General features: G+C 70.7%; 20 protein-coding genes and 3 pseudogenes. 9 read left to right on the top strand and 14 right to left on the bottom strand.

What is annotated here, in order from left to right:
• Window positions 1-412 precede the first annotated feature (412 nt).
• Genes AC068Z_RS39405 through AC068Z_RS39395 form a run of 3 tightly spaced genes read left to right on the top strand, consistent with a single transcriptional unit; the run spans window position 413 to window position 3,632 of the window.
• Window positions 413-970: an O-methyltransferase gene (locus tag AC068Z_RS39405; RefSeq protein WP_478567580.1), complete on the top strand. Its 558-nt coding sequence runs from the start codon at window positions 413-415 to the stop codon at window positions 968-970.
• Complete coding sequence (locus AC068Z_RS39400; RefSeq protein ID WP_478567577.1) at window positions 967-2,574, top strand: MFS transporter; 1,608 nt, start codon at window positions 967-969, stop codon at window positions 2,572-2,574. The genes AC068Z_RS39405 and AC068Z_RS39400 overlap by 4 nt, the downstream gene beginning before the upstream one ends.
• Window positions 2,571-3,632, top strand: a complete 1,062-nt coding sequence (locus tag AC068Z_RS39395) for a LysR family transcriptional regulator (RefSeq protein WP_478567574.1) — start codon at window positions 2,571-2,573, stop codon at window positions 3,630-3,632. Before AC068Z_RS39400 ends, AC068Z_RS39395 begins: the two co-directional genes overlap by 4 nt.
• On the opposite strand, the gene AC068Z_RS39390 is transcribed toward AC068Z_RS39395, so the two are convergent.
• The 9 genes and pseudogenes from AC068Z_RS39390 to AC068Z_RS39350 all read right to left on the bottom strand — a co-directional run bounded on the left by AC068Z_RS39390 (window position 3,567) and on the right by AC068Z_RS39350 (window position 11,565).
• Window positions 3,567-4,187, bottom strand: coding sequence for a TetR/AcrR family transcriptional regulator (locus AC068Z_RS39390; RefSeq protein ID WP_478567571.1), 621 nt, complete (start codon window positions 4,185-4,187; stop codon window positions 3,567-3,569). The genes AC068Z_RS39395 and AC068Z_RS39390 overlap by 66 nt on opposite strands.
• Complete coding sequence (locus tag AC068Z_RS39385) at window positions 4,184-5,383, bottom strand: chorismate mutase (protein ID WP_478567568.1); 1,200 nt, start codon at window positions 5,381-5,383, stop codon at window positions 4,184-4,186. The genes AC068Z_RS39390 and AC068Z_RS39385 overlap by 4 nt, the downstream gene beginning before the upstream one ends.
• A gap of 13 nt (window positions 5,384-5,396) precedes the next feature.
• Complete coding sequence (locus AC068Z_RS39380; protein ID WP_478567565.1) at window positions 5,397-6,158, bottom strand: AfsA-related hotdog domain-containing protein; 762 nt, start codon at window positions 6,156-6,158, stop codon at window positions 5,397-5,399.
• Window positions 6,159-6,645: 487 nt separating this feature from the next.
• A pseudogene (locus AC068Z_RS39375) lies at window positions 6,646-7,022 on the bottom strand (shikimate kinase); the annotation flags it as partial.
• Window positions 6,995-7,487: pseudogene (locus tag AC068Z_RS39370) on the bottom strand (chorismate synthase); the annotation flags it as partial. The pseudogenes AC068Z_RS39370 and AC068Z_RS39375, both read right to left, overlap by 28 nt.
• Before the next feature lie 10 nt (window positions 7,488-7,497).
• Complete coding sequence (locus AC068Z_RS39365) at window positions 7,498-8,109, bottom strand: acyltransferase (RefSeq protein ID WP_478567562.1); 612 nt, start codon at window positions 8,107-8,109, stop codon at window positions 7,498-7,500.
• A gap of 35 nt (window positions 8,110-8,144) precedes the next feature.
• Window positions 8,145-9,374 carry an FAD-dependent monooxygenase gene (locus AC068Z_RS39360; RefSeq protein WP_478567559.1) on the bottom strand — a complete coding sequence of 410 codons (1,230 nt, stop codon included), beginning with the start codon at window positions 9,372-9,374 and terminating at the stop codon, window positions 8,145-8,147.
• A gap of 44 nt (window positions 9,375-9,418) precedes the next feature.
• Window positions 9,419-9,976, bottom strand: coding sequence for a flavin reductase family protein (locus tag AC068Z_RS39355; protein ID WP_478567556.1), 558 nt, complete (start codon window positions 9,974-9,976; stop codon window positions 9,419-9,421).
• Window positions 9,973-11,565, bottom strand: a complete 1,593-nt coding sequence (locus AC068Z_RS39350) for a 4-hydroxyphenylacetate 3-hydroxylase family protein (protein WP_478567553.1) — start codon at window positions 11,563-11,565, stop codon at window positions 9,973-9,975. Before AC068Z_RS39350 ends, AC068Z_RS39355 begins: the two co-directional genes overlap by 4 nt.
• Window positions 11,566-11,846: 281 nt before the next feature.
• Here AC068Z_RS39350 and AC068Z_RS39345 point away from each other — a divergent pair, with 281 nt between their 5' ends.
• The 4 genes from AC068Z_RS39345 (at window position 11,847) to AC068Z_RS39330 (ending at window position 15,525) form a co-directional block, all read left to right on the top strand.
• On the top strand, window positions 11,847-13,277 hold the full coding sequence (locus AC068Z_RS39345) for a class II 3-deoxy-7-phosphoheptulonate synthase (RefSeq protein ID WP_478567810.1): 1,431 nt from the start codon (window positions 11,847-11,849) through the stop codon (window positions 13,275-13,277).
• A gap of 92 nt (window positions 13,278-13,369) precedes the next feature.
• Complete coding sequence (locus tag AC068Z_RS39340) at window positions 13,370-13,849, top strand: MaoC family dehydratase (protein ID WP_478567551.1); 480 nt, start codon at window positions 13,370-13,372, stop codon at window positions 13,847-13,849.
• A gap of 170 nt (window positions 13,850-14,019) precedes the next feature.
• Window positions 14,020-14,781, top strand: coding sequence for a TetR/AcrR family transcriptional regulator (locus AC068Z_RS39335; RefSeq protein WP_478567548.1), 762 nt, complete (start codon window positions 14,020-14,022; stop codon window positions 14,779-14,781).
• 12 nt (window positions 14,782-14,793) lie between these two features.
• A complete protein-coding gene (locus AC068Z_RS39330) occupies window positions 14,794-15,525 on the top strand; it encodes a siderophore-interacting protein (protein WP_478567545.1) in 732 nt (243 codons plus the stop codon).
• 210 nt (window positions 15,526-15,735) lie between these two features.
• Here AC068Z_RS39330 and AC068Z_RS39325 read toward each other — a convergent pair whose 3' ends face one another.
• Both AC068Z_RS39325 and AC068Z_RS39320 read right to left on the bottom strand, forming a co-directional pair.
• A complete protein-coding gene (locus AC068Z_RS39325) occupies window positions 15,736-16,524 on the bottom strand; it encodes a TSUP family transporter (protein WP_478567542.1) in 789 nt (262 codons plus the stop codon).
• Between the two features lie 207 nt (window positions 16,525-16,731).
• Window positions 16,732-16,895: pseudogene (locus tag AC068Z_RS39320) on the bottom strand (GNAT family N-acetyltransferase); the annotation flags it as partial.
• 500 nt (window positions 16,896-17,395) lie between these two features.
• Here AC068Z_RS39320 and AC068Z_RS39315 point away from each other — a divergent pair.
• Window positions 17,396-17,884 carry an SMI1/KNR4 family protein gene (locus AC068Z_RS39315; RefSeq protein WP_478567539.1) on the top strand — a complete coding sequence of 163 codons (489 nt, stop codon included), beginning with the start codon at window positions 17,396-17,398 and terminating at the stop codon, window positions 17,882-17,884.
• A 156-nt stretch (window positions 17,885-18,040) separates the two neighbouring features.
• On the opposite strand, the gene AC068Z_RS39310 is transcribed toward AC068Z_RS39315, so the two are convergent.
• Both AC068Z_RS39310 and AC068Z_RS39305 read right to left on the bottom strand, forming a co-directional pair.
• Window positions 18,041-18,385, bottom strand: a complete 345-nt coding sequence (locus AC068Z_RS39310) for a hypothetical protein (RefSeq protein WP_478567536.1) — start codon at window positions 18,383-18,385, stop codon at window positions 18,041-18,043.
• 20 nt (window positions 18,386-18,405) lie between these two features.
• On the bottom strand, window positions 18,406-19,005 hold the full coding sequence (locus AC068Z_RS39305; RefSeq protein ID WP_478567533.1) for a TetR/AcrR family transcriptional regulator: 600 nt from the start codon (window positions 19,003-19,005) through the stop codon (window positions 18,406-18,408).
• A gap of 110 nt (window positions 19,006-19,115) precedes the next feature.
• Here AC068Z_RS39305 and AC068Z_RS39300 point away from each other — a divergent pair, with 110 nt between their 5' ends.
• Window positions 19,116-19,688 carry a hypothetical protein gene (locus AC068Z_RS39300; RefSeq protein WP_478567530.1) on the top strand — a complete coding sequence of 191 codons (573 nt, stop codon included), beginning with the start codon at window positions 19,116-19,118 and terminating at the stop codon, window positions 19,686-19,688.
• Between the two features lie 545 nt (window positions 19,689-20,233).
• Here AC068Z_RS39300 and AC068Z_RS39295 read toward each other — a convergent pair.
• Window positions 20,234-20,737 carry a VOC family protein gene (locus tag AC068Z_RS39295; protein WP_478567527.1) on the bottom strand — a complete coding sequence of 168 codons (504 nt, stop codon included), beginning with the start codon at window positions 20,735-20,737 and terminating at the stop codon, window positions 20,234-20,236.
• Window positions 20,738-22,201: the final 1,464 nt, after the last annotated feature.

Raw genomic sequence — 22,201 nt, 5'->3', positions numbered from 1 at the left:
GGCCGGCTGCCTGGTCTTCTCCTGCGGCGCCTACCTCTTCATTCACCCCGACCGCGACCACCAGGCAGACCACCGCCACCAGGGCCTCCGAGACGCCCACCGTGCCGGTCGGCGCTCATCATCATGAGCGGTTTCGGTATCCGCGCCATCGACGTGCTCGCCCTCAGCAAGGGCTCGTCGAGGCCACTCTGATGATCTCCGGATTCCTCATGGGCGGACTTCTCGGGATCGGCACAGTGTGTTTTCTCGTAGGCGTCGACCTGCTCATCCAGCCCCTCATAACGGCGAATTGCAAAACCTTTCGCATTCCCCATCCAGTAATCCCGGAACGGTCCCTCCAGGCCATCCGATGAACCCAATGAAAGGACGAAGAAGAATGTCTTCCTCTCTGGCTTCCCCCCAGGTTCGTGCAGTGCTCGACACCATCACAGCCACACAGCAGCGAGTGGACGCCGTAGAACAGCCGAAGCTTCTCGACATCATCATTAATCGCACCGATCCATGTACCCCCGAAGAATTGGTGGACGCGTGTGCCGGCGGCTATTACGCGGCACCCAGGGACATCGACCGAATGCTTTACGCATGGGTGCGCGCCATGCGCCCGCAGACCGTCTTCGAGTTCGGTACCTCCTACGGTTTCACCGCCATCCGTATCGCGGCGGCGCTCCGGGACAACGGTTCGGGAAAGCTGTACACCGTGGATCTCCACGAAGGAAAGTGCGCGGCTGCCCGGGACCATCTGAAATCCGCGGGCCTGGCCGAGCACGCCGAGGTGATCGTGGGTGAGGGCGCGGAAGTGATGTCGTCGTTCCCCGAGCGGATCGACCTCCTGTACCTGGACGGCTGGGCGGACTTCCATCTCGACGTCGTCCGCGACCCCGCCAACGGCTACGTCTCCGTCGCCGTCTCAGACGGGCAGGGGCTGGAGCTGTCCACCTTCACCGGCATGTCCGGACGGACCGGCTCATGAGAGCCTCCCCGTCCGCCCGCCCTGCCCGGCGGTCCGCAGCCGCGCCGGGCGGCGACCGCCCCGGCTCGCGGGCGGCCGTCGCCACGCTCGGCATGTGCGTCATGCTGGTGTTCGGACTCGGGGCCGGTGTGAACCTGGCGGTCGGCCGGCTGGCCACCAGCGCGCTGCACCCGACGCCGACCGAGGTGCTGTGGATCGTCGACAGCTATCTGATCGTCTTCGGGTGCCTGCTGATTCCGAGCGGAGCCGTCGGAGATCACTTCGGGCGGAAGGGAGCCCTGCTCACCGGCCTGACCCTGATGGTCGTGGGGTCCCTCGGATCCGCCGTTTCTCCGACCATCGCCCTGCTGCTCGTCGCCCGGGCGGTGACCGGGGCCGGGGCCGCCCTCATTCTGCCCAACAGCCTTCCGCTTCTCACCGGTTGCTATCCGCCCGACAAACGCGGTCACGCCGTCGCGCTGTGGACCGCATTGAGCGGCGGCGGCGGTGTGGCGGGCAACATCGTGGGCGGTGCCGTTCTCCAGTTCTTCGACTGGCAGGCCCTGTTCGCGGTCGCCGCTCCTGTGGCCGCATTCGGAATCGTTGTGGCGGCGAAGTCCCTGCCACGCGTCGAACGCCGACAACACTCCATGGACGCGGGCGGGGTACTTCTCCTCGTCGTCGCCGTGTTCGGCCTGCTGTTCGGCATCATCGAAGGGCCCGCACTCGGCTGGGCCTCCCCCGCCGTGCTGTTGAGCTTCGCCGCGGGCGTGCTGTTCTTCGCGCTTTTCCGCCGGTACGAACTGCGCCGGGAACAGCCATTGCTGGATCCGAGGCTATTCCGCCACTCCGGAATGCGCGCCGGGACCCTCGGCATCATCGTGTCGTTCGTAGCGATGTACTCCGTGTTCTTTCTCAACGGGCAGTACCTGATGAACGTCAAGGACTATCCGGCCGTCCTGGCGGGCCTGGGCACCGCACCCCTGGCCGTTGTCATCTTCCTGGTCTCGCCGCGGGCTGCCCGGCTGACCGACCGGTACGGCGCGCGGCCCGTCATCGGCTGCGGGCTGCTCGTGGTCGTCGCAGGGCTGGGACTCTTCTCCCTGTGCGGCCCCGGCACCGCCTACGCGCTGTACGCCGGATGCATCATCGTGGTCGGCGTCGGCTCGGGACTGTCCAACCCGCCGCTGTCCCAGGCCATCTTCGGCTCGGTGCCCGCGCATCAGGCGGGTGTCGGCTCGGGCGTCAACAGCTTCAGCCGGGAGATCGGCGGAGCGCTCGGGTTCGCCGTGTTCGGCACGCTGCTCAACGCGCGGTTCACCGAAGCCCTCCCAGCCGGGCTGCGGCACCTTCAGGGAGCGTCCGGAGGGCAGGCGCTGGGCACAGCCCTGCGCGGGGCGGAGCACTCCGGGACCGCCGCGGCCCGCCTCCCGGCGCAGGTACGGGAGGCGTTCACCACGGGAATGGCCGAGTCGTTGCGGTCGATCGGCCTGCTGTTGCTGGTGGCGGCGCTCCTGGTCATAGCGTGGCTGTGTCCCCACGCGGCAGAGCCGACGCGTCTCCGCGGCGCGGAGCCGGCGCGTCCCCGCGCCAAAGCACCGACCACATCCCAGGAGAAGCATTGAGCCCGACCGGTGTCGACGACCTGGGCCAGGACGGAGACTGGGCGCGCGAGCTGCCCGGCGCCCTGGCGTCGTCCCAGGTGGACCTGAGGCTGCTGCCCGCCCTGGACGCCCTGTTGCAGGAGGGGAGCGTCACCGGGGCGGCCGAGCGGCTGGCGCTGTCCCCACCCGCCATGAGCCGTGCGCTGTCCAAGATCCGTCGCGCGCTGGGCGACCCCGTGCTGGTGCGGGCCGGGCGCGGTCTGGTCCCCACGCCGAGGGCGCTGGAGCTCCAGCCCAAGGTACGGGCCCTGATGCGGGAGGCCGAAGCCCTGCTCGCCCCGAGCCGGCAGGAGGACCTCGCGCATGTCAGCAGGACCCTGACCATCGTCGCGGACGAGGCCTACGCCGCCGTACTGGCTCCGGCGCTGCTGAACCGGGCGAGCGCGGAAGTGCCGCACGCCCGGTTCACGTTCACGGTGGAGAACACCCACGGCAGCGCGCCGCTGCGCGAGGGCGCCGTGGACATCGAGGTGGGGATCATCGACGAGTGCAGCCCGGAGCTGCGGATCGAACCGCTCTTCGAGGACCGGTTCGTCGGGGTGGCGCGATCCGGACATCCTCTGCTGGCCGAGGCGGTGAGCGCGCAGACGTTCACCTCGGTCCGGCACGTCAGCGTCTCCCGCAAGGGCCGTATGACGGGCCCGATCGACAGTGCGCTGCACGCACGAGGTCTGCGACGGGACGTCATCGCCTCCGTGCCGAACTACGGTGAGGCGTTGCTGATGATCGCCTCGAGCGACCTGGTGACCGCGATGCCGCACTCGCTCGCCGCCAGCGCGCTGCAGTCCGTGGGCATCGAGCTGTTCGACCTTCCGGTGGAGACCGACCCCATCAACATCTGCCAGGCCTGGCACCCCCGCCACGAGACCGAGCCCGTGCACGTGTGGCTGCGGCACGCCGTCCGCGCCGCGCTCACCGGATCGGCGCCCCCGGCCCGGCGCGGCACACGCCGGTCAGGTCCGCCCGCCGGTCAGGTAGCGGACCGGGCCGTCGAGCAGGACGTCGACAGCCGACGGTGACGGTGGCGGGTCCGCCCCGTCGCCGGGATCGCTCCGTTCCACTGCGGCGCCGACGACCGCGCCGATCAGGAGCTGAGCGGCGAGCCGGGGAGCGATGCCGCCGCGCACGTCGCCCTGCGCCACGGCCCGCTCCAGCAGCTCGGCCAGCCGCCGGACCACCTCGTCCCGGCACACGGCGTCGGGGGCCGACGGGCCGGGCTCGCCGTCCGGCCCCCAGAACAGGGCGTACCGGCCCGGGTCGGCCGCTGCCGCGCCGGCCAGCCCCCGCAGCAGCCCGGTGAGTTCGTCGACGGGCCGGCCCGTCCCGGCCGCGCTCGCGGCCAGCAGCGCCCGCACGTCCGCGCCGACCGGCCCGGTGATCGCGCGCAGCAGCTCGGCCTTGCTCCTCACGTGGCGGTACAGCGCCGCCTTGGTGCGGCCGAGGCGGGCGGCGATGTCGCTCATGCTCGTCGCGTGGTAGCCCCGCTCGTGGAACAAGGCCGTCGCGGCCGCGAGGACGTCCTCACGGCCGCGACGGAAACGGGGCGACGCCGTCGTATCCGGTGGCGGGTTCACCGCGGTGACCGCCCGCGGCACATCTCCAGCAGTGCCTCGGCTACGACCGCCCCGCCCTCCCCCAGCTCCTCGGCGTACCGGCCCCGGATGCGGACCTCACGCCCGGAGTCGACGTGGGAGCCGCCGCTTCCGGTACGGATCCGCTGGATCTCCCGGGAGGTCTCCAACCGCTGCTTGAGCGTGCCGATGAGGAACCGGTCCAGGGCGTCGATCCGTTCGCGCAGCCGGGCGATGTCCCCGGACGCGGGCTCCGTCGAGCCGCCTGCTTCGGAGGTGATCTCGGTGTGCATCGTCTTGCTCCGTTCGTACGACGGGACAGGGGCCGCCGAGGGGTACGACCCGAGGGACCTCAGCCCGGACACGCGCAGCCGCAGCAGGCCGACGGCGCGTGCGGTCGCGGGCCGGTCGGTGCCGCCCGGGCACTCGGCGAACAGGACCGAACCATTGCGCCCGTCGGACACGGCCCACACGGACACGGCCCGCAGCAAGGGGTGACGCCGTAGTCCGTCCAGCAGCCCGTCGACGTCCTCCGGCCGGTCCGACAGACGCCCGACCAGTGCCGTGCGGTCGGCACGGGCCGGGTGCGGGGTGCCCGGCCCGCCGGGGCGCGCGCACAGCAGGAACCGGGTGGCCGCGCCGACGGTGTCCTGTATCCCGGTGACCAGGACCTGCAGACCGTAGTGAGCGGCGGTGAAGTCACCGGCCACGGCGGCGTCGCACTCACCGTCCCTGACCCGGCGCGCGGCCTCGGCGTTGGACGGCGCCGGGATCCACCGCGCCCGCGGCGCGCGCCGGTCGAGCCATCCCGCGACCTGCGCCCCGGCGTGCGGATGGCCGCTCACCGTGGCCACCCGCGCGAGGGGCGTGCCGGGGCGGACCAGCAGGGCGAACTCGACGGCGAGCACGACCTCCCTGAGCACGGTCAGCGCGGGTGACTCGGCGAGCCCGCGCACCGTGTCCGCGACGACACCGGCCACCGTGTTGTGCACGGGCAGCATCGCCGCGTCCACGGCGCCCCGGCACACCAGGTCCAGGGCGTCCGCGGCGCTGGCTGCCGGTACCAGCGGGGAGTCCGCGGCCTCCGGGAGCGAGCGCAGGGCCAGCTCGGTGAAGGTACCCTCCGGGCCCAGATAGGCGAACCGCCGCTCCAGGCACGGGAGTCGGCCCGGTGCGGGCCGCGCCGGGGTGTCCGGCACCGACATCCTCATGTCACGCGCTGGCCAGAGCGGCGTCCATGGTGCTCGCCACCGCGCTCTTGGCCCGCCGCAGTTCCTTGTCCTCCAGCAGGCCGGGGGCGAACGCGGCCGCGTCGATGGCGACCGTGGCCGCGGCCCGTCCGGCCTGCTCCACCTCCACCGTCGTGCGGAAGGTGAGCCGGCTCGGTTCCGACACCTCGGACTCGTCCACCGTCAGACGCAGGGTGGCACCGACGGGGAAAAGGAAGTTGGAGAAGGTGGTGTTCAGGGAGTTGAGGACGATGTAATAGCGCTGCTGCGGCCAGCGGGCCGTGAAGTACCGTTCGACCACCGCGACGAGCATCTGACGGGCCGCCTCGACGGCCACCATGCCCTGTACGTGCACGCGGTCCTGGACGTCCACGAGCAGTTCGTTGTGGTCGTGCAGGCGGAGGGCGGCCTCGTACGTGGTGTCGTCGACCTGGGAGAGTCCGGCGACCAGCACGTTGTCCTCGCGCGCCTTGTGCAGGTCCTGGCGGCGGGCGGGCCGGCCGGTGGAGTGCACCAGCACGATCCGGTCGTCCAACTGCCGCCGGGTGACGGCATCCTGGAGGTAGGAGATCTCGAACTCCCCGATCCCCTGGCCGGCGACCACGTGCACCGGCCCCTCGACGGCGTCCAGATCGCCCGCGTCCAGCGAACGGGCCAGGCGCGAGAACGTCTCGGCGCCGACGGCCTCGGCGAAGTCGCGGAACCGGTCACCGACGACGAGTCGGGAGGTGACTGAGCTGCTCATGAACATGCCTCCTTGGGGGGAGACCGCGGTCAGGCGGAGCCGCGGAAGTGCCTTCAGCGTGAAGTCCCCGAAATGCGCTCGCCAGTCGCCTGTTGGGAGTAGGTACGAGGTACTAGCCGTATCGGCCGACTGCCGTCGCCGCGGCGCGGCGAGAATGCTGGTACGGGGGTGCCGACTCCGGGCGGTCGGCGATACCCGGGGATCACGAACTGGCATGTGGACGAGGCAGGATGATGCCGAGGCTGGCCCTAGGGATGCCCGGGTACGGAGGCGCTGGCGAGGGGCGACTCGCACGAGACCCTGGGACTTCGCGGCCGGCTGCCGGACCCGTATGGCAGGCCGCGCGGCGGGCTGACGCCGGGGTGGGGGACCGGGGCCGGCGGGGAGACGGAGGGGATCGCTGGAGAAGGCAGACGGAGTCTTGCCGGCAGAGATCCCCTCGCCGATCATCAACCGCCTGGAGCGCCCTTGCTCGGTGTCGACAGCCTCACGCGAGGGGTCGCGAAGCCCTCAACTCCACTACGCCCAGAGCGACTTCGTTGACTTCCTCGGGCGTACGGCCATCAGTGGCCACGACCGCCGTAGCGATCCCCTCGAACGGGTGCCGGCGCGCCTCCATCAACTCGCGCCACTGCGCGGCCGGGTTAGCGCCAGCAGAGGGGGCCCTGTTCATAGCGGTGCGTTTGGCTGCTTCCTCGACGCCGATCGGAGGTAGACGACCTGAAGTCCGGCGAGCGCGGCGCACGCGCCCTCGTCCAGAATCGCGCCGCCGCCCGGCGCGAGGCCGCCCACGTGCTCGGTCAGCGCCCGCAGCACGGCCTGCTTGTCTGGGGCGGCTCGATCCCGGCCGTCTCCTTCAGGTACGACCGCGCCACCGCGCCGAGCGCCACCCGGGCCGCCGTCTCACGCGCCGAGGCGCGCTCCAGGATCGGCCGGGCCTCGTCGAAGCCGTACTTCTGCATGCCGGCGAGGCCCGCGTGACCCGGACGGGGCCGGGTTAGCGGCGCGTTGCGGGCCAGCGCCGCCAGGATCTCTGGATCCACCGGGTCGGCCGCCATCACCCGCTCCCACTTCGGCCACTCGGTGTTGCCGACCATCACCGCAACCGGAGAACCCAGAGTGAGGCCGTGCCGGACGCCGCCAAGGAAGGTGACCTCGTCGCGCTCGAACTTCATCCGTGCACCGCGGCCATAGCCGAGCCGGCGCCGGGCCAGGTGGTCCGCCACCATCTCCGTCGTGATCGGCACGCCGGCGCGGTAGGCCCTCCAGCGTCGCCACGAGTGCGGGGCCGTGGGACTCCCCCGCGGTCAGCCGGCGCAACCTGCTCAACGATGCTCCCTCAGCGGGCCCGGTACGCGTGCAGGGTGACGTGCTCGGGCTCGCCGGGCCGGACGGGGGCCGGGGCGGCGGCGTGCTCGGTGGCGGCCTCTGCCGGTTGCAGCCCGCTGAGGCAGCGCTGGGCCAGCTTCTGGTACTGGGCCGTCCCGTTGCCCTTCCAGGCGATCTCGTCGGCGGTGAGCTCGCGCACCACCTTGGCCGGGCTGCCGGCCACCAGATGCCGCTCCGGCACCTGGAAGCGGGACTTGACGAAGCTGCCGGCGCCGACGAAGGCGTGCTTCCCCACCACGACCCCGTCCATCAGGACGGACTTCATGCCGATCAGGCTGTCCCGGCCCACCCGGCAGCCGTGCAGCACACTGCCGTGGCCGACGTGTCCGTCCTCCTCCACGATCGTGTCGGCGCCGGGGAAGCAGTGCAGGACACAGCCGTCCTGGACGTTGGAGCCCGCGCGGAGTGCGATGTGCCCGAAGTCGCCCCGCAGGCTGGCGAGGGGGCCGACGTAACACTCGGGTCCGATGTCGACCGAGCCGATCAGTACCGCGTCGGGGTGCACGAACGCCGTGGGATGCACGACGGGGACGTGCCCTTCGAAGGAGTAGATCCTTGCCATGTGTCTTTCACCGTTCGTCGATGTCGTCGGGCGGGTCAGCTCGTCGCGGGCGCGGCGGCGGTTCGGGCCGGTGCGGTGGCCGGGTTCAGGGCGGCGAGGGGGTCGTGCCCGTGGATCCAGGCGAGGTCGTCGGGCAGGCCTGCCAGGCGGACGTTGCGGGCCTCGGCCTCCGGTCCGTCGGGCAGCTGGAAGCAGCCGGCGTTCTTCCGGGAGCCCGCCTGCAGCAGCCGGGTCCGCGGTCGGCGCAGGCGCTCGTAGGCGCGCAGGGCCGAGGGCACACCACCGGCGTCCGTGTCCGCCAGGAGGTGGGCGAGGACCACCGCGTCCTCCAGGGCCTGGTTGGCTCCCTGGCCGTGGTGCGGCAGCATCGCGTGCGCGGCGTCGCCCAGCAGGGTCACGGGGCCGGAGCTCCAGGCGCGCTGCGGTTCCCGGTCGTACAGCGCCCAGCGGCCCGGGCGTTCGCAGGCTTTGAGGATCGTGCTGACGAACGGGTGCCAGCCGTCGAAGGCGGCCAGCAGTTGCGCGGCGTCGCCTTCCGTGGACCAGGATTCGACGGTCCATGTGCGGTCGGGCACGACGGCCAGGAAGTTCAGCGCGCTGCCGTCCGCCACCGGGTAGGCGATGAAGTGCCGGCCCGGTCCGAGCCACAGCCACAGGACCGGCTCGGCGAGTTCGGGCAGGTGCCGCAGCCGGTCCATGGGGACCAGGGCGCGGTATCCGCTGGTACCCGAGAACACCGCCTCGTCGGGACCGAAGAGGCTGTGGCGGACCGCGGAGTGGATGCCGTCCGCCCCGATGACCGCGTCGGCTTCCGCCTCGCTGCCGTCCTCGAAGCGGATCACGGCGCCGGAGGCCGTCTGCGCCACTCCGGTGCAGCGCGCGCCGAGGCGGACGTGCTCCGTGCCCAGTTCGGCGAGCAGGGCCTGCTGAACGGCTGTCCGTTCCACGGTCCAGAAGGGGGCGCCGAAGCGTTCCTCGTACATGCCGGTGAGGCGGTGCGACACCATGGACCGGCCGGTGCGCCAGTGCCGGAAGTCGGCTCGTACGGGCTGGGCCGCCGCCGCGGTCAGCCGCTCGGCGACGCCCAGTTCCCGCAGGGCCCGGTGTCCGTTCGCGCCGATCGCGATCCCCGCGCCCAGGTGGGTCAGTTGCCGCGCCTGTTCGTGGACCACCACCTCGACGCCCTGCCGCCGCAGTCCTAGCGCGACGGCCAGGCCGCCGATGCCGCCGCCCACCACAGCCACATACGGGCGTTTCCCGGCCATGGCGTCTCCTCTCCTGTTCGCTGCTGGGGGTCGTAGGCGTGTGCTCACGTGGCCGGTGCGACCTCGGTGAGGGTGCCGCGGTGGAAGACCAGGGGCTCGTGGTCGCGGCCGACGGCGCCCAGGACCCGTCCGACGACGAGGACGTGGTCGCCGAGCGTCTGGGTGAGGTGCAGGGCGCATTCGAGCGTGCCGGGCCCGTCCGGCAGGACCAGGCAGCCGGTGTGCGGGCCGACGGCCCAGTCGGCGGCCTGCTCCACCGGCGGCCGCCGCGCCGCGGGCGTGGTGAGGACGCCGACCAGGGAGCGCGCCCGGTGGCCGAGGAACGACACGGCCCACTGGCCGGACGTTCGCACGCGCCGCAGGAAGGTCGAGTCGTCGCGCAGGTACATCGACACGAGCGGCGGGTCGAGGGAGACCGAGGCGAACGAGTTCACCGCGATGGCGTCGTGGCGTACTCCGGACCGGGTCTCGAAGCGGGTGGACACCGCGCACACACCGGTCACGAACTGTCCGAGGACGTGCCTGAGATGGGCCTCGTCCGGCAGGACGGTGACTCCGGGCGGGGCGGCGGGGCCGCCCGGAGCGGGGGTACGGCTGCTCACCGCGCGGCCTCGACGGGGGCGATCGCCCCGGTTTCGGGGGTGCCGGCGCCGATGATGGTGGTGTCCTTGGGGTTGATGAGGTCCGGGACCTTCCAGCCGTGCTCGTCGTACTCCGACAGGCACTGGTCGACGAGCTGCTTGTAGTCGTCGAACTTCCCGGAGGCCTGCTGGGCGTGGAGGGCCTCGAAGCGGATCTGCTCGTGGTTGCCGGCGTAGTTCATCTCGTACAGCTCCCAGCGGGCCCCGAACTCGGTGCCGACCGCGTCCCAGGCCAGCTTCATCAGCTTCACCCGGTCGATCGCCTCCACGCCCAGGCCTCGGACGTACTTGTCCAGGTAGGGCCGGACCTCGGGGTTCGACCAGTCGAGGGCGTGGGAGTTGTTGTAGATCAGCGCGCTGCCGAGGTCCCGCAGGAAGATCTCGCGCACCTTCGGGAAGATCGACGAGGACAGGACGCGGAAGGCCAGCGCGGTCTCGCCGTTGGGGGTGACGGTGCCGTCGGGCCACTTGGTGGGGTTCGTGGCCATCGAGTCGACCAGCGCCCAGAACATGTTGCGGTAGGCGAGGACCTCACCGAGCCGGCTCTGCACGCCGCGGAACTCCGAGGTGCCCGTGGTCTCCAGGCACTTGGCGAGCAGGCCGGTCAGGAAGTCCATCTTCACGGCGAAGCGGACGCAGGCGTGGAACATGGCGCGGTAGAAGAAGCCGGACCCGTAGAAGAAGTTGTTCGCCTTGTCCACGTCGTAGCAGAAGACGTTCTCCCAGGGGATCAGCACCTCGTCGAAGACGAGGATGCCGTCGTTCTCGTCCAGGCGGCTGCTGAGCGGCTGGTCGAAGGGGCTGCTGACGGTGGCCGAGGCGAACTCGTACGACGGCCGGGAGATGATCTTCAGGCCGGGGCTGTTGGTCGGCACGATGAAGTACGCGGAGAACTCCTTGGCGCCCTTCGGGATGACCCCGTAGCTGCCGATGAAGATGTGCTGCGTGAGTGCCGCGCCGGTGCCGACCACCTTGGCGCCGGACACCACGAGGCCGGCGTCGGTCTCCCGGTCCACCGTCAGCATCACGTCCTTGAGCTCGGTCAGCCCCCGGTTGCGGTCGATCGGCGGGTTGACGATGCCGTGGCCGATGAACAGCACGTTCTCCTGCGCCTTGCGGTACCAGGCGGACGCGTTGTCCTCGAACGGCGCGTAGTGCTCCTTGTTCGACCCCAGGGTGGACAGGAACGCGGCCTTGAAGTCCGGCGTGCGGCCCAGCCAGCCGTACGTCCTGCGCGCCCACTCCTCCATGGCCCGTGCGGCGGCGCGCAGGTCGTCGGAGGTGTACGGGGCCTTGAAGTAGGGGTGCGTGAAACCGCCGTTGCCGGTGTCGGTGGGGACGACCAGTTTGCTGTTGCGCTCGGGGTCGTGGAGCGCGTCGAAGAGCCGGGCGACCATGCGGGAGTTGTTGCGGAAGGCCGCGTGGCTCGTGACGTCCCGCACCTTCTCGCCGTAGATCCTCACTTCCCGGCCGTCCCGCAGGCTCTCGAGGTACTCGTCCCCGGTCTGCGGGCGGGACACGGACCCGGACGGGCTGGCGGTGTTGCTCATGCGGAATCACCTTTCGAGCCGGTGGCGTGGGGGAATGCGGAGGCGGAGCGCGCCGCCGCCGGGTTGCGACGGCGGTGTGCGCCTGCCGAAATGCTCCAGGAGTGCGACCGGCCCCGACAGTCGGCCGCTGGGGCTAGTACGCGGGTAGTAGATCCGCCCTTCTAGCCACAACGACCCACTGCCGGGGCCCGGCGGCCGCGTGACAGGCTGCGCCCACCGCAAACCCGTGCCCTGCCCTCGGAACAGAAGGCGTTGAGGTTTTCAGCGTGAAGTCCCTGCCAATGGACGAGAATCCACTGTCCGAACCCGCTGCCGACGCGTGGCGGGCGCTGCCCGCGGCGCAACAGCCCGACTGGCCGGATCCCGTGGCGCTGCGGACGACCCTGTCGGCCCTGTCCACCGCGCCTCCGCTGGTGTTCGGCAGGGAGTGCGACACCCTGCTCGACCGTCTCGGAGAGGTGGCCCTCGGCAAGGCCTTCCTGCTCCAGGGCGGCGACTGCGCGGAGACCCTGGCCTCGGTGAGCGCGGAGTCGGTCCGCAACAAGCTGGAGGTCCTCCTGCAGATGGCCGCCGTGCTGACGTACGCGGCCGGCGTCCCGGTGGTCAAAGTCGGCCGGATCGCCGGCCAGTACGCCAAGCCCCGTTCGCAGCCCACCGAGACCCGCGACGGAGTGACGCTGCCCTCGTACCGGGGCGACGCCGTCAACGGGCTGGAGTTCACCGCCGAGGCCCGCACCCCCGACCCGGCCCGGCTCGAGCGCGTCTACCACGCGTCCGCCGCGACGCTGAACCTGCTGCGCGCCTTCACCTCCGGCGGGCACGCGGACCTGCACCGGGTGCACGAGTGGAACCGTGACTTCGTGGCCCTGTCCGCCGCGGAACGCCGCTACGAGCGGCTGGCGGACGAGATCGACGCGGCGCTCGCGTTCATCCGGGCCTGCGGCATGAGCACCTCGACGCTGCGCACCACGGAGGTGTTCGCCAGCCACGAGGCGCTGCTCCTCGACTACGAGTCCGCCCTGGTGCGCGACGACCCCGACACGGGGCGACGGTACGCGCTGTCCGGGCACCTGCTGTGGATCGGCGAGCGCACCCGCCAACTCGACGGCGCGCACGTCGCGTTCGCCGCCGGCGTCAGCAACCCCCTCGGCGTCAAGCTGGGTCCCGACGCGGCCATCGACGACGTGCTGACCTTGGTGGACCGGCTGGACCCGCAGCGCACGCCGGGCCGGCTGACGTTCATCGCGCGGATGGGACGGGGCAGGGTGCGCGACCGGCTGCCCGCCCTGGTGGAGGCCGTGCGCGCGGAGGGCGCCCAGGTGGTGTGGGTGTGCGACCCGATGCACGGCAACACCTTCACCGCGCCGAGCGGCCACAAGAGCCGGCGTTTCGAGGACGTCGTGGACGAGATCACGGGCTTCTTCGAGGTGCACCGGGCGCTGGGCACGCATCCCGGCGGGGTGCACGTCGAGCTCACCGGCGAGGACGTCACCGAGTGTGTGGGCGGGAGCAATGAGGTTCTGTCCGACGATCTGCACCTGCGGTACGAGACCGCGTGCGACCCCCGTCTCAACCGTGGGCAGTCGATGGACCTGGCGTTCCGGGTGGCCGAGTGGTTCACCGCCGAGAAGCGCCGCCTCGGCCGCCCGCGCCCCGAGCCCGCCTCCGTCCGTCCCGCGAGCGTGCCGGTGTACGCGGCGTCCCTCGGCTGACTCCCGTACCGGACCGCTGCCCGACGCCCGGGGCCTGAGTCCCCCGAGACTTCCCGAACATCCGAGACACTCGAGACGAAGGAGCACTGACCGTGCGGCACTTCGAGCATTTCCGCGTCGGCGGCACGTACGAGCTGGGGGCCACGCGGCTCACGAGCGGGGACATCATGGACTACGCCCGCGCGTGGGACCCGATGCCCTTCCATCTGGATCCCGAGGCGGCGGCCCGCTCTCCCTTCGGCGGCCTGGTGGCCAGCGGCTGGCACACCGGTGCTGTGCTCATGGGGCAGTTCGTCCGGGCGCTGCTCGCGGACTCCGCCTGCCAGGGCTCCTACGGCATGGACGAGGTCCGCTTCCTGCGCCCGGTGCGCCCCGGCGACGAACTGCGCGGACGGGCCACCGTGGAGGAGGCGGCGCCGCATCCCCGGCGCCCGGACACGGGCACGGTCCGTTTCGTCGTCGAGGCGTGCAACCAGCGGGGTGAACCGGTGTACCGGATGCGGACACGGCTGCTGTTCGGCCGCGCGGAGACCGGCGGCATCCGGCACGAGGACGCGGTCGCACGCCGCTGACGCGCCACGGGCCACGGGCCACGGGCCATCGTCCACTGGTCACGGGCCACGGGCCACGGGCCACGGGCCACGGATCCCCGCTCCCCCGACCCCCGTTTCCCTTCGGACTTCCCCCGATTCGGAGGGAAACGGGCCCCGGCCCGCATCGCGCGGGGCGGATTCCCGAGCCTTTGACTATACGCACCGTTGCGTCTAGTCTCGAGCCGTCGATCTTCCCGGCCGATCTCACCGACCGTCCCGGGACCGGCGCCGAGACGCGACGAGGAGGGCACGCCATCAACGACCCACACGACCGCGGGCAGCCGGCCGACACGCCCTCGGCGCGCACCAGAAGCGGCCCGCGGCGCAGCGAGGCCGCGCGGCTCGCGGTCCTGCGGGCCGCCGACGACCTGCTGATGGATGTCGGTTTCCACGCGATGACGGTGAGCGCGATCGCCGAACGAGCGGGAGTGGCCAAGCAGACCATCTACCGGTGGTGGCGGTCGAAGGTGGCCATCCTCCTCGACGTCCTGGCGGAGGACCTGCACGACAAGGCCGGCTGGCCCGAACTCCCGGACTCCGCGCAGGCAGCCCTCGAGCAGCATGTGACGCACCTGGGCCGGGTCTTCACCCAGTCCCCCACCGGCCACGTCCTGTTCGTGCTCATCGGCCACGCCCTGCACGACCCTGCGACCGCCGCGATCCTGCGCGACCAAGTCCTGGACCGGCAGCGGCAGTACGACCGTGCACACCTGCGGCAAGCCCTGGCCATCCTCCCCCGCACCCCGGTGGGCCGAAGCGAGGCCGACCAGCTCCTGGACCTGCTCGTCGGTCCCGCCTTCCACCGGGCCTTCACCACGGGACAGCCACTGGACCCGCGGTTCGTCGAGCGTCTGACCACCACCGTCCTGGCCCGCCGACGCGAGGTTCCATCGGCCGTCCCCTCTCCCTGAAGGACTGTTCCCATGTTCCGTAACCGCCGCACCCGCTACACCGCCACGGTGGAGGCGGTCTCCCTGATCGCCCCGCGCATGGCCCGCATCACCCTGGGAGGGCCCGGCATGCGCGCCTTCCACTGCGACGAACCGACCCAGTGGGTGAAGTTGTTCGTGACCGATCCCCTCGACGGGCGGACGGCCGGACGCGCCTACACCGTGCGCCACCACTCCCCCGACGAGCCCCGCGTCGACATCGACGTGGTGCTGCACGGCAACGGTCCGGCCGCGCGCTGGGCCGCGACCGCCCACCCGGGCGAAGAGGTCTCCTTCGGCGGGCCCAAGGGGTCCTTCCGGCCCGCTCCCGACACCGACTTCTACCTCCTGGCGGGCGACGAGAGCGCCCAGCCCGCGGTCCTCACCATCGCCGAAAGCCTGCCGCCCGGTATGCGAGGCGCCGTCTTCCTGGAGGTGGAGGGCCCTGAGGCAGAGGTCGCGGTGAACCTCCCGGCCGGCCTGGACCTCGTGTGGGTGCACCGGGACACCGGCCGGGCCAAGGGCGCGGCGCTGCGCGACGCCGTCCTCAAGGCCGCCGTGCCGCCGGAGCGCGTCGCCGCGTGGGCCGCGGGAGAGTCCGGTGCCGTACGGGACATCCGCCGCCACTTCACGGAAGCCCTCGGTCTGGACCGCCGGCGCGCCTATGCGAAGGGCTACTGGAAGCGGGACGAGGCGGACCACCGCGATCCCCTGGCCTCGGACTAACAGTGCTTCATCTGGCCCGACGCGGCCACGTCCACCCAATTCTCCCAGCGCTCATTCCGGGCCCAGACCGCGTACACCTGATCCTGTGGCACCCGCTCTTCCACTACACCCGTGCTTGACGAAGTCATGTATGGGGTCTTCTTGTTGTCCGTTGTCCAAGGCCAAACAACGGTTGAGGGCTCTGCGCTGCGGATGCGCATCCGGAGCGACTCAGCGCAGGGTCTGGGCGGCATACAGGATCCCGAGGGCTGCGGCGAGGGCGCCGAGCAGGAGGCGTAGGGCTCGGTCGGGCAGGCGGGGTTGGAGGTGTGCGCCGAAGTAGCCGCCGAGCAGTCCGCCGATGCCGCAGGCAAGGCCGAGCCACCAGTCCGGCGCGATGTCTCCGGAACTCGCCAGCGACAGGCCTGCGTAGGCGGCTGCGCCGACGAGGGAGGTGGCGAACGTCGCGGCGAGCGCGGCCGGGGCGACGCGTGCGACGGGCAGGCCGCGTGCGACGAGAACCGGGCCGAGGAGAGAGCCGCCGCCGATGCCGTACATGCCGCCGATCACTCCGACCGCCAAGGCGAGGCCGGTGAGGGTGAAGGGGGCCAACTCACCCGCCGGCGGCTGCCGGAGGTGGCGAACCGGAGTGAGAGCGCTCAGGCAAAGCCACAGGCCGAGCGGAAGCAGCAGGACGGCGATCAGGAGCCGGAACACGTCGGGGCCGGGGAGGACAAAGACGCGAACGGCGGCGCCGACGACGACGCCGGGCAGCGTGCCCAGCACCAGGCGGCGGGCAAGATCTCCGCGCAGGGTGTCATCGCGTCGGTAACGCCACAGAGCGCCCGGCCCGGCGACGACGTTGAACAGCAGGTTGGTGGGGGTCACCGCCGGACTGGGCACACCGAAGACGCTCAACTGGACGGGGAGGAGGAATACTGCCCCGGACACGCCGGCAGGCGCGGTCACGGTCGCGATCAGCAGGCCGGCGGCCAGCCCTCCCACCAACGTCCAGTCCACCTGTGCCCCTCCGTTTCGCCCGCCCGGTCAGCATCGACGATTCGGCCGCCGTGTGGGTGGCCTGCAACGAGATGTTCATGAGCGGCAGGAGCAACCGGGCCTGGAGCCGGACGCGTCCGCACCTGCTTCGCAGGGACAGCCGTGGGTGCGGCGATAGGGGGCGGCGTCTGTCTGTCGCTCGGCAGCTGATGCGCCGAGCCCAACACTTGCGCCCGTCGCGCGATACATGCCGATCGAGTCGTGTGTGGCGGTACCTGCGAAGCCGTACTTCTCGTGGAGGGAGCGGGCGGGGCCGTAGGCGCAACGGGTGCCGGGCGCTCCAGTTCCTCGGTGAGGGCGGCCATGGTGCGTTTGCCGAGGCCGCCGCCCTCCAGCAGTGAGGGTGTCGAGCGCCGACACGGGCCCGCACGTTGTCGGCCAACTCCCCGCGGTACAGCCGGGCCTGTCGCCGGGCTGTATCCGGGTGCGTTTTGATGCCCGTTCATGACCTCCGTGCGACAGGGCGGGCTGGCCCACCCACGCGTTTCCCGACGGTGTGAGATCCCCTTGGTGCGCGTTCCCGTTGAGGGTTGTGAGACTGGGGGATGTTGATGAGCCGGGCGATGCGGGTGCTTGTCGCGGTGGCTCTGGTGGTGAGCGCGACCGGGTACGCCGCGACAGAGGCTCTCAATGCCGATACCCGGCATGCACCGGCGCCGGTTCCCACAGCGGACCAGGCCGAGGTTCGGCCCTCCATTCCATGCGATTGGACGCCTACTTCCGCTCCCCCGACCGGCTCTGTGCCGCGCACGGCTGTCGCAGTCGCGTGTGATCCCTCGTACGACGGGGCGGACGGAGCAGAAGGGACGGCATCGCATGAGTGAGCAGGGGGGTGGAGGCGGCGTGGCTGCGCATTGAGGGTTGGCTTCAGAAGTTTGCGCCGCAGTCGCACGGTTTGCTGCGGGCGCCCGCCACACTTGAGCAGATCGCGCACACCGAGCGCGTCCTTGGATGTGTCCTGCCGCCGGAGCTGAGGGCGCTCTACTTGATGCATGACGGCGTCCACGGGGCGGACCTCGACGAGTTCGGCGAGCAGTCGTTCGCCCCGAAGGGTGGGGAGGATGCGTGGCACCGCAAGGCGAACGCGGTTGACTTCATGACCAACGGCCAGGCATGGCTCCCGCTGGAGCACGTGATCACGGCGCACGCTGGGCTGTTGTCGGCGTCGTCCGGTCGGGAAGCCGCTGCTTCCGTGCCGGTCACCGCGAGCGCGAAGTACACGATGCTGGAGGGCATGTACCTCGACCTGGCCACAGGGCTTCTGGGTGTCTGGGCGGATGCGCAGGAGCCGACCTCGCTGCGGATCGGGTTGGCCGACTGACTGGAAGAGGGTGCCGCTGCTCTGGTCGAAGGACGACCGGATCGCGTCCTCGGGATGTGCCCCTACATGTCTCCCACAGGTGACGGGCTGACCTGGTGCGACCCGGATCCGATGTACGAGCAGGACGGCTGGCTGCCCGCGGAAGGTTTCAGGACATCACGGGCGCTGAGCGCACACGATCACGTCAGCTGTGGCATCGCAGTCCTGGAATCCGTCGATGTCCACCCAGTACGTGTCCTTGTCGAGCAGCCGGTACGTGGACGCGAACGACCCGAACCGTGCCATCGACTGGGAGTTGACGTTGAGTGACATCGAGGACCGGCCGCAGGTCTCGTTCCACGTCGGGGCCGCGTAGCGCTCATCGTCGTAGAGCCGGTAGGTGCCATCGGGCAGCTTCTGCTCATAGGTCTGCACGCACTCCCGTCCCTGAAGGGCGTCCGAGACAGGCTCCTTGTTGGAGCTGGAGAGCTCCGGATGTTGTGCTGTGTCGGTGCGGTACACCCATCTCCGTGGAGCAAGTCTTACGTGCCCGCCCGCGCCGCATAGCGCGCCTGCAGGACCCCTTCCACGCCCTCCAAGAAGGTCTGGGTGATCAGCCCGGAATCAGAGAGGCACCCGGCGGCCATGGCTCCGTCCCGCAGCATGACGAAGTGCCGGCCCGCCGGCTCGGCAGGCCCCTCTCCAACCTGCGCGAGCAGGCTCGTGACGGTGCCGAGAAACCACTGCCGGTGCGCGAGCACGGCCTGGTGGATCGGGTGCGTCGCGTCGGGATACTCGGCCACGGCGTTGAGGAAGGCGCAGCCGCGAAAGCCTTCGGATCGGATTCCATCGGCGATGGCGCGGCCGACCGCGCGCACTTTGTCGTCCGGGGTCTGAACACCCTCCTGGGCAGCCGACATCTGTGCCCTGATGCCCTGGTCGGCGTGTTCGAGGTAGGCGAGGACGAGATCCTCCTTGCCGGCGAAGTGCCGGTACAAGGTGGCCCGCGTCACCTGCGCTTCCTCGATGATCCGGTCGACACCGACGGAGTGGATCCCCTCCGCGTAGAAGATTCTGATCGCGGTCCCGAGCAGACGCGCTCGAGCTTCGGACGTGCTGTTCTCTCTCGGCTTCCGGCTCATGACGCCCACCCTACCCCTGAGGGAGAACGTTCGGTCTTGACAGGAAGTCCCGAGCGGCCAAGGATGAAAGAGACCGAACGTTCTCCCTCATCGCGAAGGGCGGATCCGCCATGGACGCCGTTGTCAGCCAGCCCGCTTCCAGCACCCACGCCGCACTCCCCCCGGCTCTGCGCAAGCTGTATCTCCTGCGCTTCGCGTTCGCCGCCATTTGGGCGGCACTGTTGTTCTCGACAACCGACGGACTGGGCCCGCTCAGCGGGACGCTGCTGGTTCTTTATCCCCTGTTCGACGCGGCCTGCGCGGTGGTCGACTTGCGGTCGACTCGGCAGGCCGACGGCGCGGCCAAGAGGCTGTGGGTGAACATCGCGCTGAGCGTTCTCACCAGCATTGCCATGGTCCTCGCGCTTGCTTCTGGCATTCCGGCGGTCCTGCGAGTCTGGGGTGTCTGGGCCGTCACGGCAGGCATCACGCAGCTTGCGGTGGGTCTGGTGCGGCGCCAGATGGGCGGACAGTGGCCGATGATCGTGAGCGGAGCCATCTCGACCCTCGCCGGCGCGAGCTTCTTCCTCCAAGCCGGCAAGGACGGCGCCACGCTCACGAATCTCGCCGGGTATGCCTTCCTCGGCGGCCTCTTCTTCCTCGCCTCCGCGCTGCGCCTCAACCCCACGAACCGGCACAGCTGAAGCCGTCGACGCGGACTCTCCGTTCATTGCGCCGACGGTGCCGGACGTGGCCACCGACAGGGTGTGGCCGTTGGTGTCGTAGGAGAAGGTGTCCTTGCGGCCGTTGGCGCTGGTGAAGTCGCTCGGCAGGTCGGTGCCCGCGGGCGTCCCAGCCGTAGGTGGTGGTGTTGCCTCCCATGCCGTCCGCACCCGTGCCCATCGCATCAGTCGCCGTCTGCGTCAGGTGGTTCGTGTAGATGGCGTGGCGGGAGTGGCCGAGCGGATCGGTGACCTTGGTGACCTCACCGTCGCCGTTGTGGACGTACCAGGTCGCGTCGCCGTCCGGGTCGGTGACCAACGTGGAGCCCGCGCGGCCTTCACCAGCATCGCCTGCACACTCACCTGCTACCGCAGACCCAGCAAATGAGAGGAGATCCAAGCGCGACGGCCTGGCCGTGGTCACGGTGCGCCGGGTCTGCCTGCCTGCTCGCGCCCGGCCCAGTCGTCCGGAGGGCGCCTGGGCTGCGCGCGACCCCACAGGGTTATGTCACCGGCGCCGGCACCGTTCAGGCGCCTGGAAGGAACAGGCAGAAGAGGTGACCGTGAGGATCGCGGAGAACTCTCACGTCCTTCTGGGGCTGGTGGTCCTCCCGCGTCGCACCCAGGGCACAGGCCCGTGCGGTCTCCGCCTCCAGGTCATCGACCTGCAGGTCCAGGTGCGCCTGCATCTGCTGGGTTCCCGGGCTCTGCGGCCACACCGGCGGAGTGTGGTCTTCCTCCAACTGGAAGCTGAGGCCGGGGCGTTCTCGCTCCGGATGCCTCAGGCGAACCCACTGCGGCTCACGGTCGACCTCCTGCCAGCCCAGCAGGGCCCGATAGAAGTCGGCCAGGGCGGGAGGATCGGGAGTGCCGAGCACGAAGGCACCGAGTGTTGTTGTCATGCCACCGCTGTGCCCCTCAGACCCGATCTCACTCATCCGCACATCCAATGCGCGATGACCAGTACGCTCTGCTTCCTCCAGGGCGTGGATCTGTGGTGGCGCGGGCGCGGGCGTGGTTGCGCCGGGCATGTCCACCCCGAAGGGCCCACCGATCGTCGACCTGAACCACGACAGGCGCGCCGACTACGTGCGCATCGCGGCGGACGGATCCGTACGCGGAGCACTGAACACTCAGGGCGAGCCCGCCCGGCCCGACTGGGTCGACCAGGGGATCATCTCCCCCGCCGAGGCCACGGACCCGAGGCGGTCCGCTTCGCGGACATCGACGGAGACGGCCGTGACGACTACCTCCTCGTCGGCGAAGCCGGATCCGTACGGGCCTGGCGCGACAACGTTCCCGGCAGTGCGGACGGCCCCTACCAATGGACAACCCTCGGCGTCATCGCCCCCAGCATCAGTGGCATCACCCGTGATCACCTCCGTTTCGCCGAGGTCAACGGTGACGGACGGGATGACAACTTGCGCGTCTCCGACGCCGCAGCCATCCACGCCTACGTCAACACCCGCACCAGTACGGGCGGCATCCACTGAGAAGAGCACCTGAACTGGGCGCCTGGCATCTCCTACGGCTCGCTCGACGAGCTCAGGCTCTCCGACGTCAACGGCGACAGCAGAGCCGACTACGTCGCTACACCGAGTCCGTACGTCCCCTCGCGTCGGACAACCGTCACGCGAGCGAAGTCAGAGGTTGCCTGCCCTGTTGAGCCAGGCCGCGAGAGATCCACGAGAGGAACGACCTCCGTGACGTACGGCTCCTGCCCACCGGGCGCCCACCGGGCATGCCTCGCTCCTGAGGTCTCGTCTCCGCCAGGTCCGCGGGAGGGTCCGGCGGCGGCCCAGCTGTGTCCCCCCACCGTTCACGGCCCCTCGGCCACGAGGTGATCTGGCGGCACGGTCCCGCCCCGCTCTCAGGCCCCTCGTACCTCCGCCCTGCCCCCTCCGCTCCCGTCGCGAAAGGCCCCCCAAGGGCTTCAGGGCGGTCCAACCGGATGTGTGGCCGCGATCCCCTCCACCAGGCCGACCTCCAGATGGTCCGCCCACGGCCGCAGTTGGCGCCCGGGGCGGGCCCGACGAGGCGGGCACCCATCACCATCGCGGGAACGCGAGGCGAGCCGGGCGAGGACCGACCGGATCAGCCGACCGCTGCAGGGCACGGCCCGGTACGGCCCGAAGCCATCGCACAGGCCCACACGACCGAGTGACCTTCACACGCGCGGCACGTACGTCCGGCCGCATCCGGCGCCAGAGCGTGCCGCGGCCCAGAGGGGGACATGCCGGAACAACCCCGATGGCTCCCACCAGGGACTCGGCCTGGCAGGTCGCGCTGGCGAAATCTTGAAACCAGTGAAGGCCTGGCGCCCCGCCGCACTTCCCGCGACCGAACCGGACGACCGCACCCAGCCCGCCACCTGACCGAAGACACTCCTACGAATGACCAGGGTCACGTCCGCTGGAGTGGTGTATCGACGGCCACTCGGTGATCTCGGTTTGAGGCTATGCGGTGAGTTCGGTCGGGAGGACGGTCTCGTCGGT

The sequence above is a fragment of the Streptomyces sp. NPDC043726 genome (genome assembly GCF_056436565.1).
The sequence above is the reverse complement of the archived record's forward strand: the minus strand, read 5'-3'. Positions and strand labels throughout refer to the sequence as shown.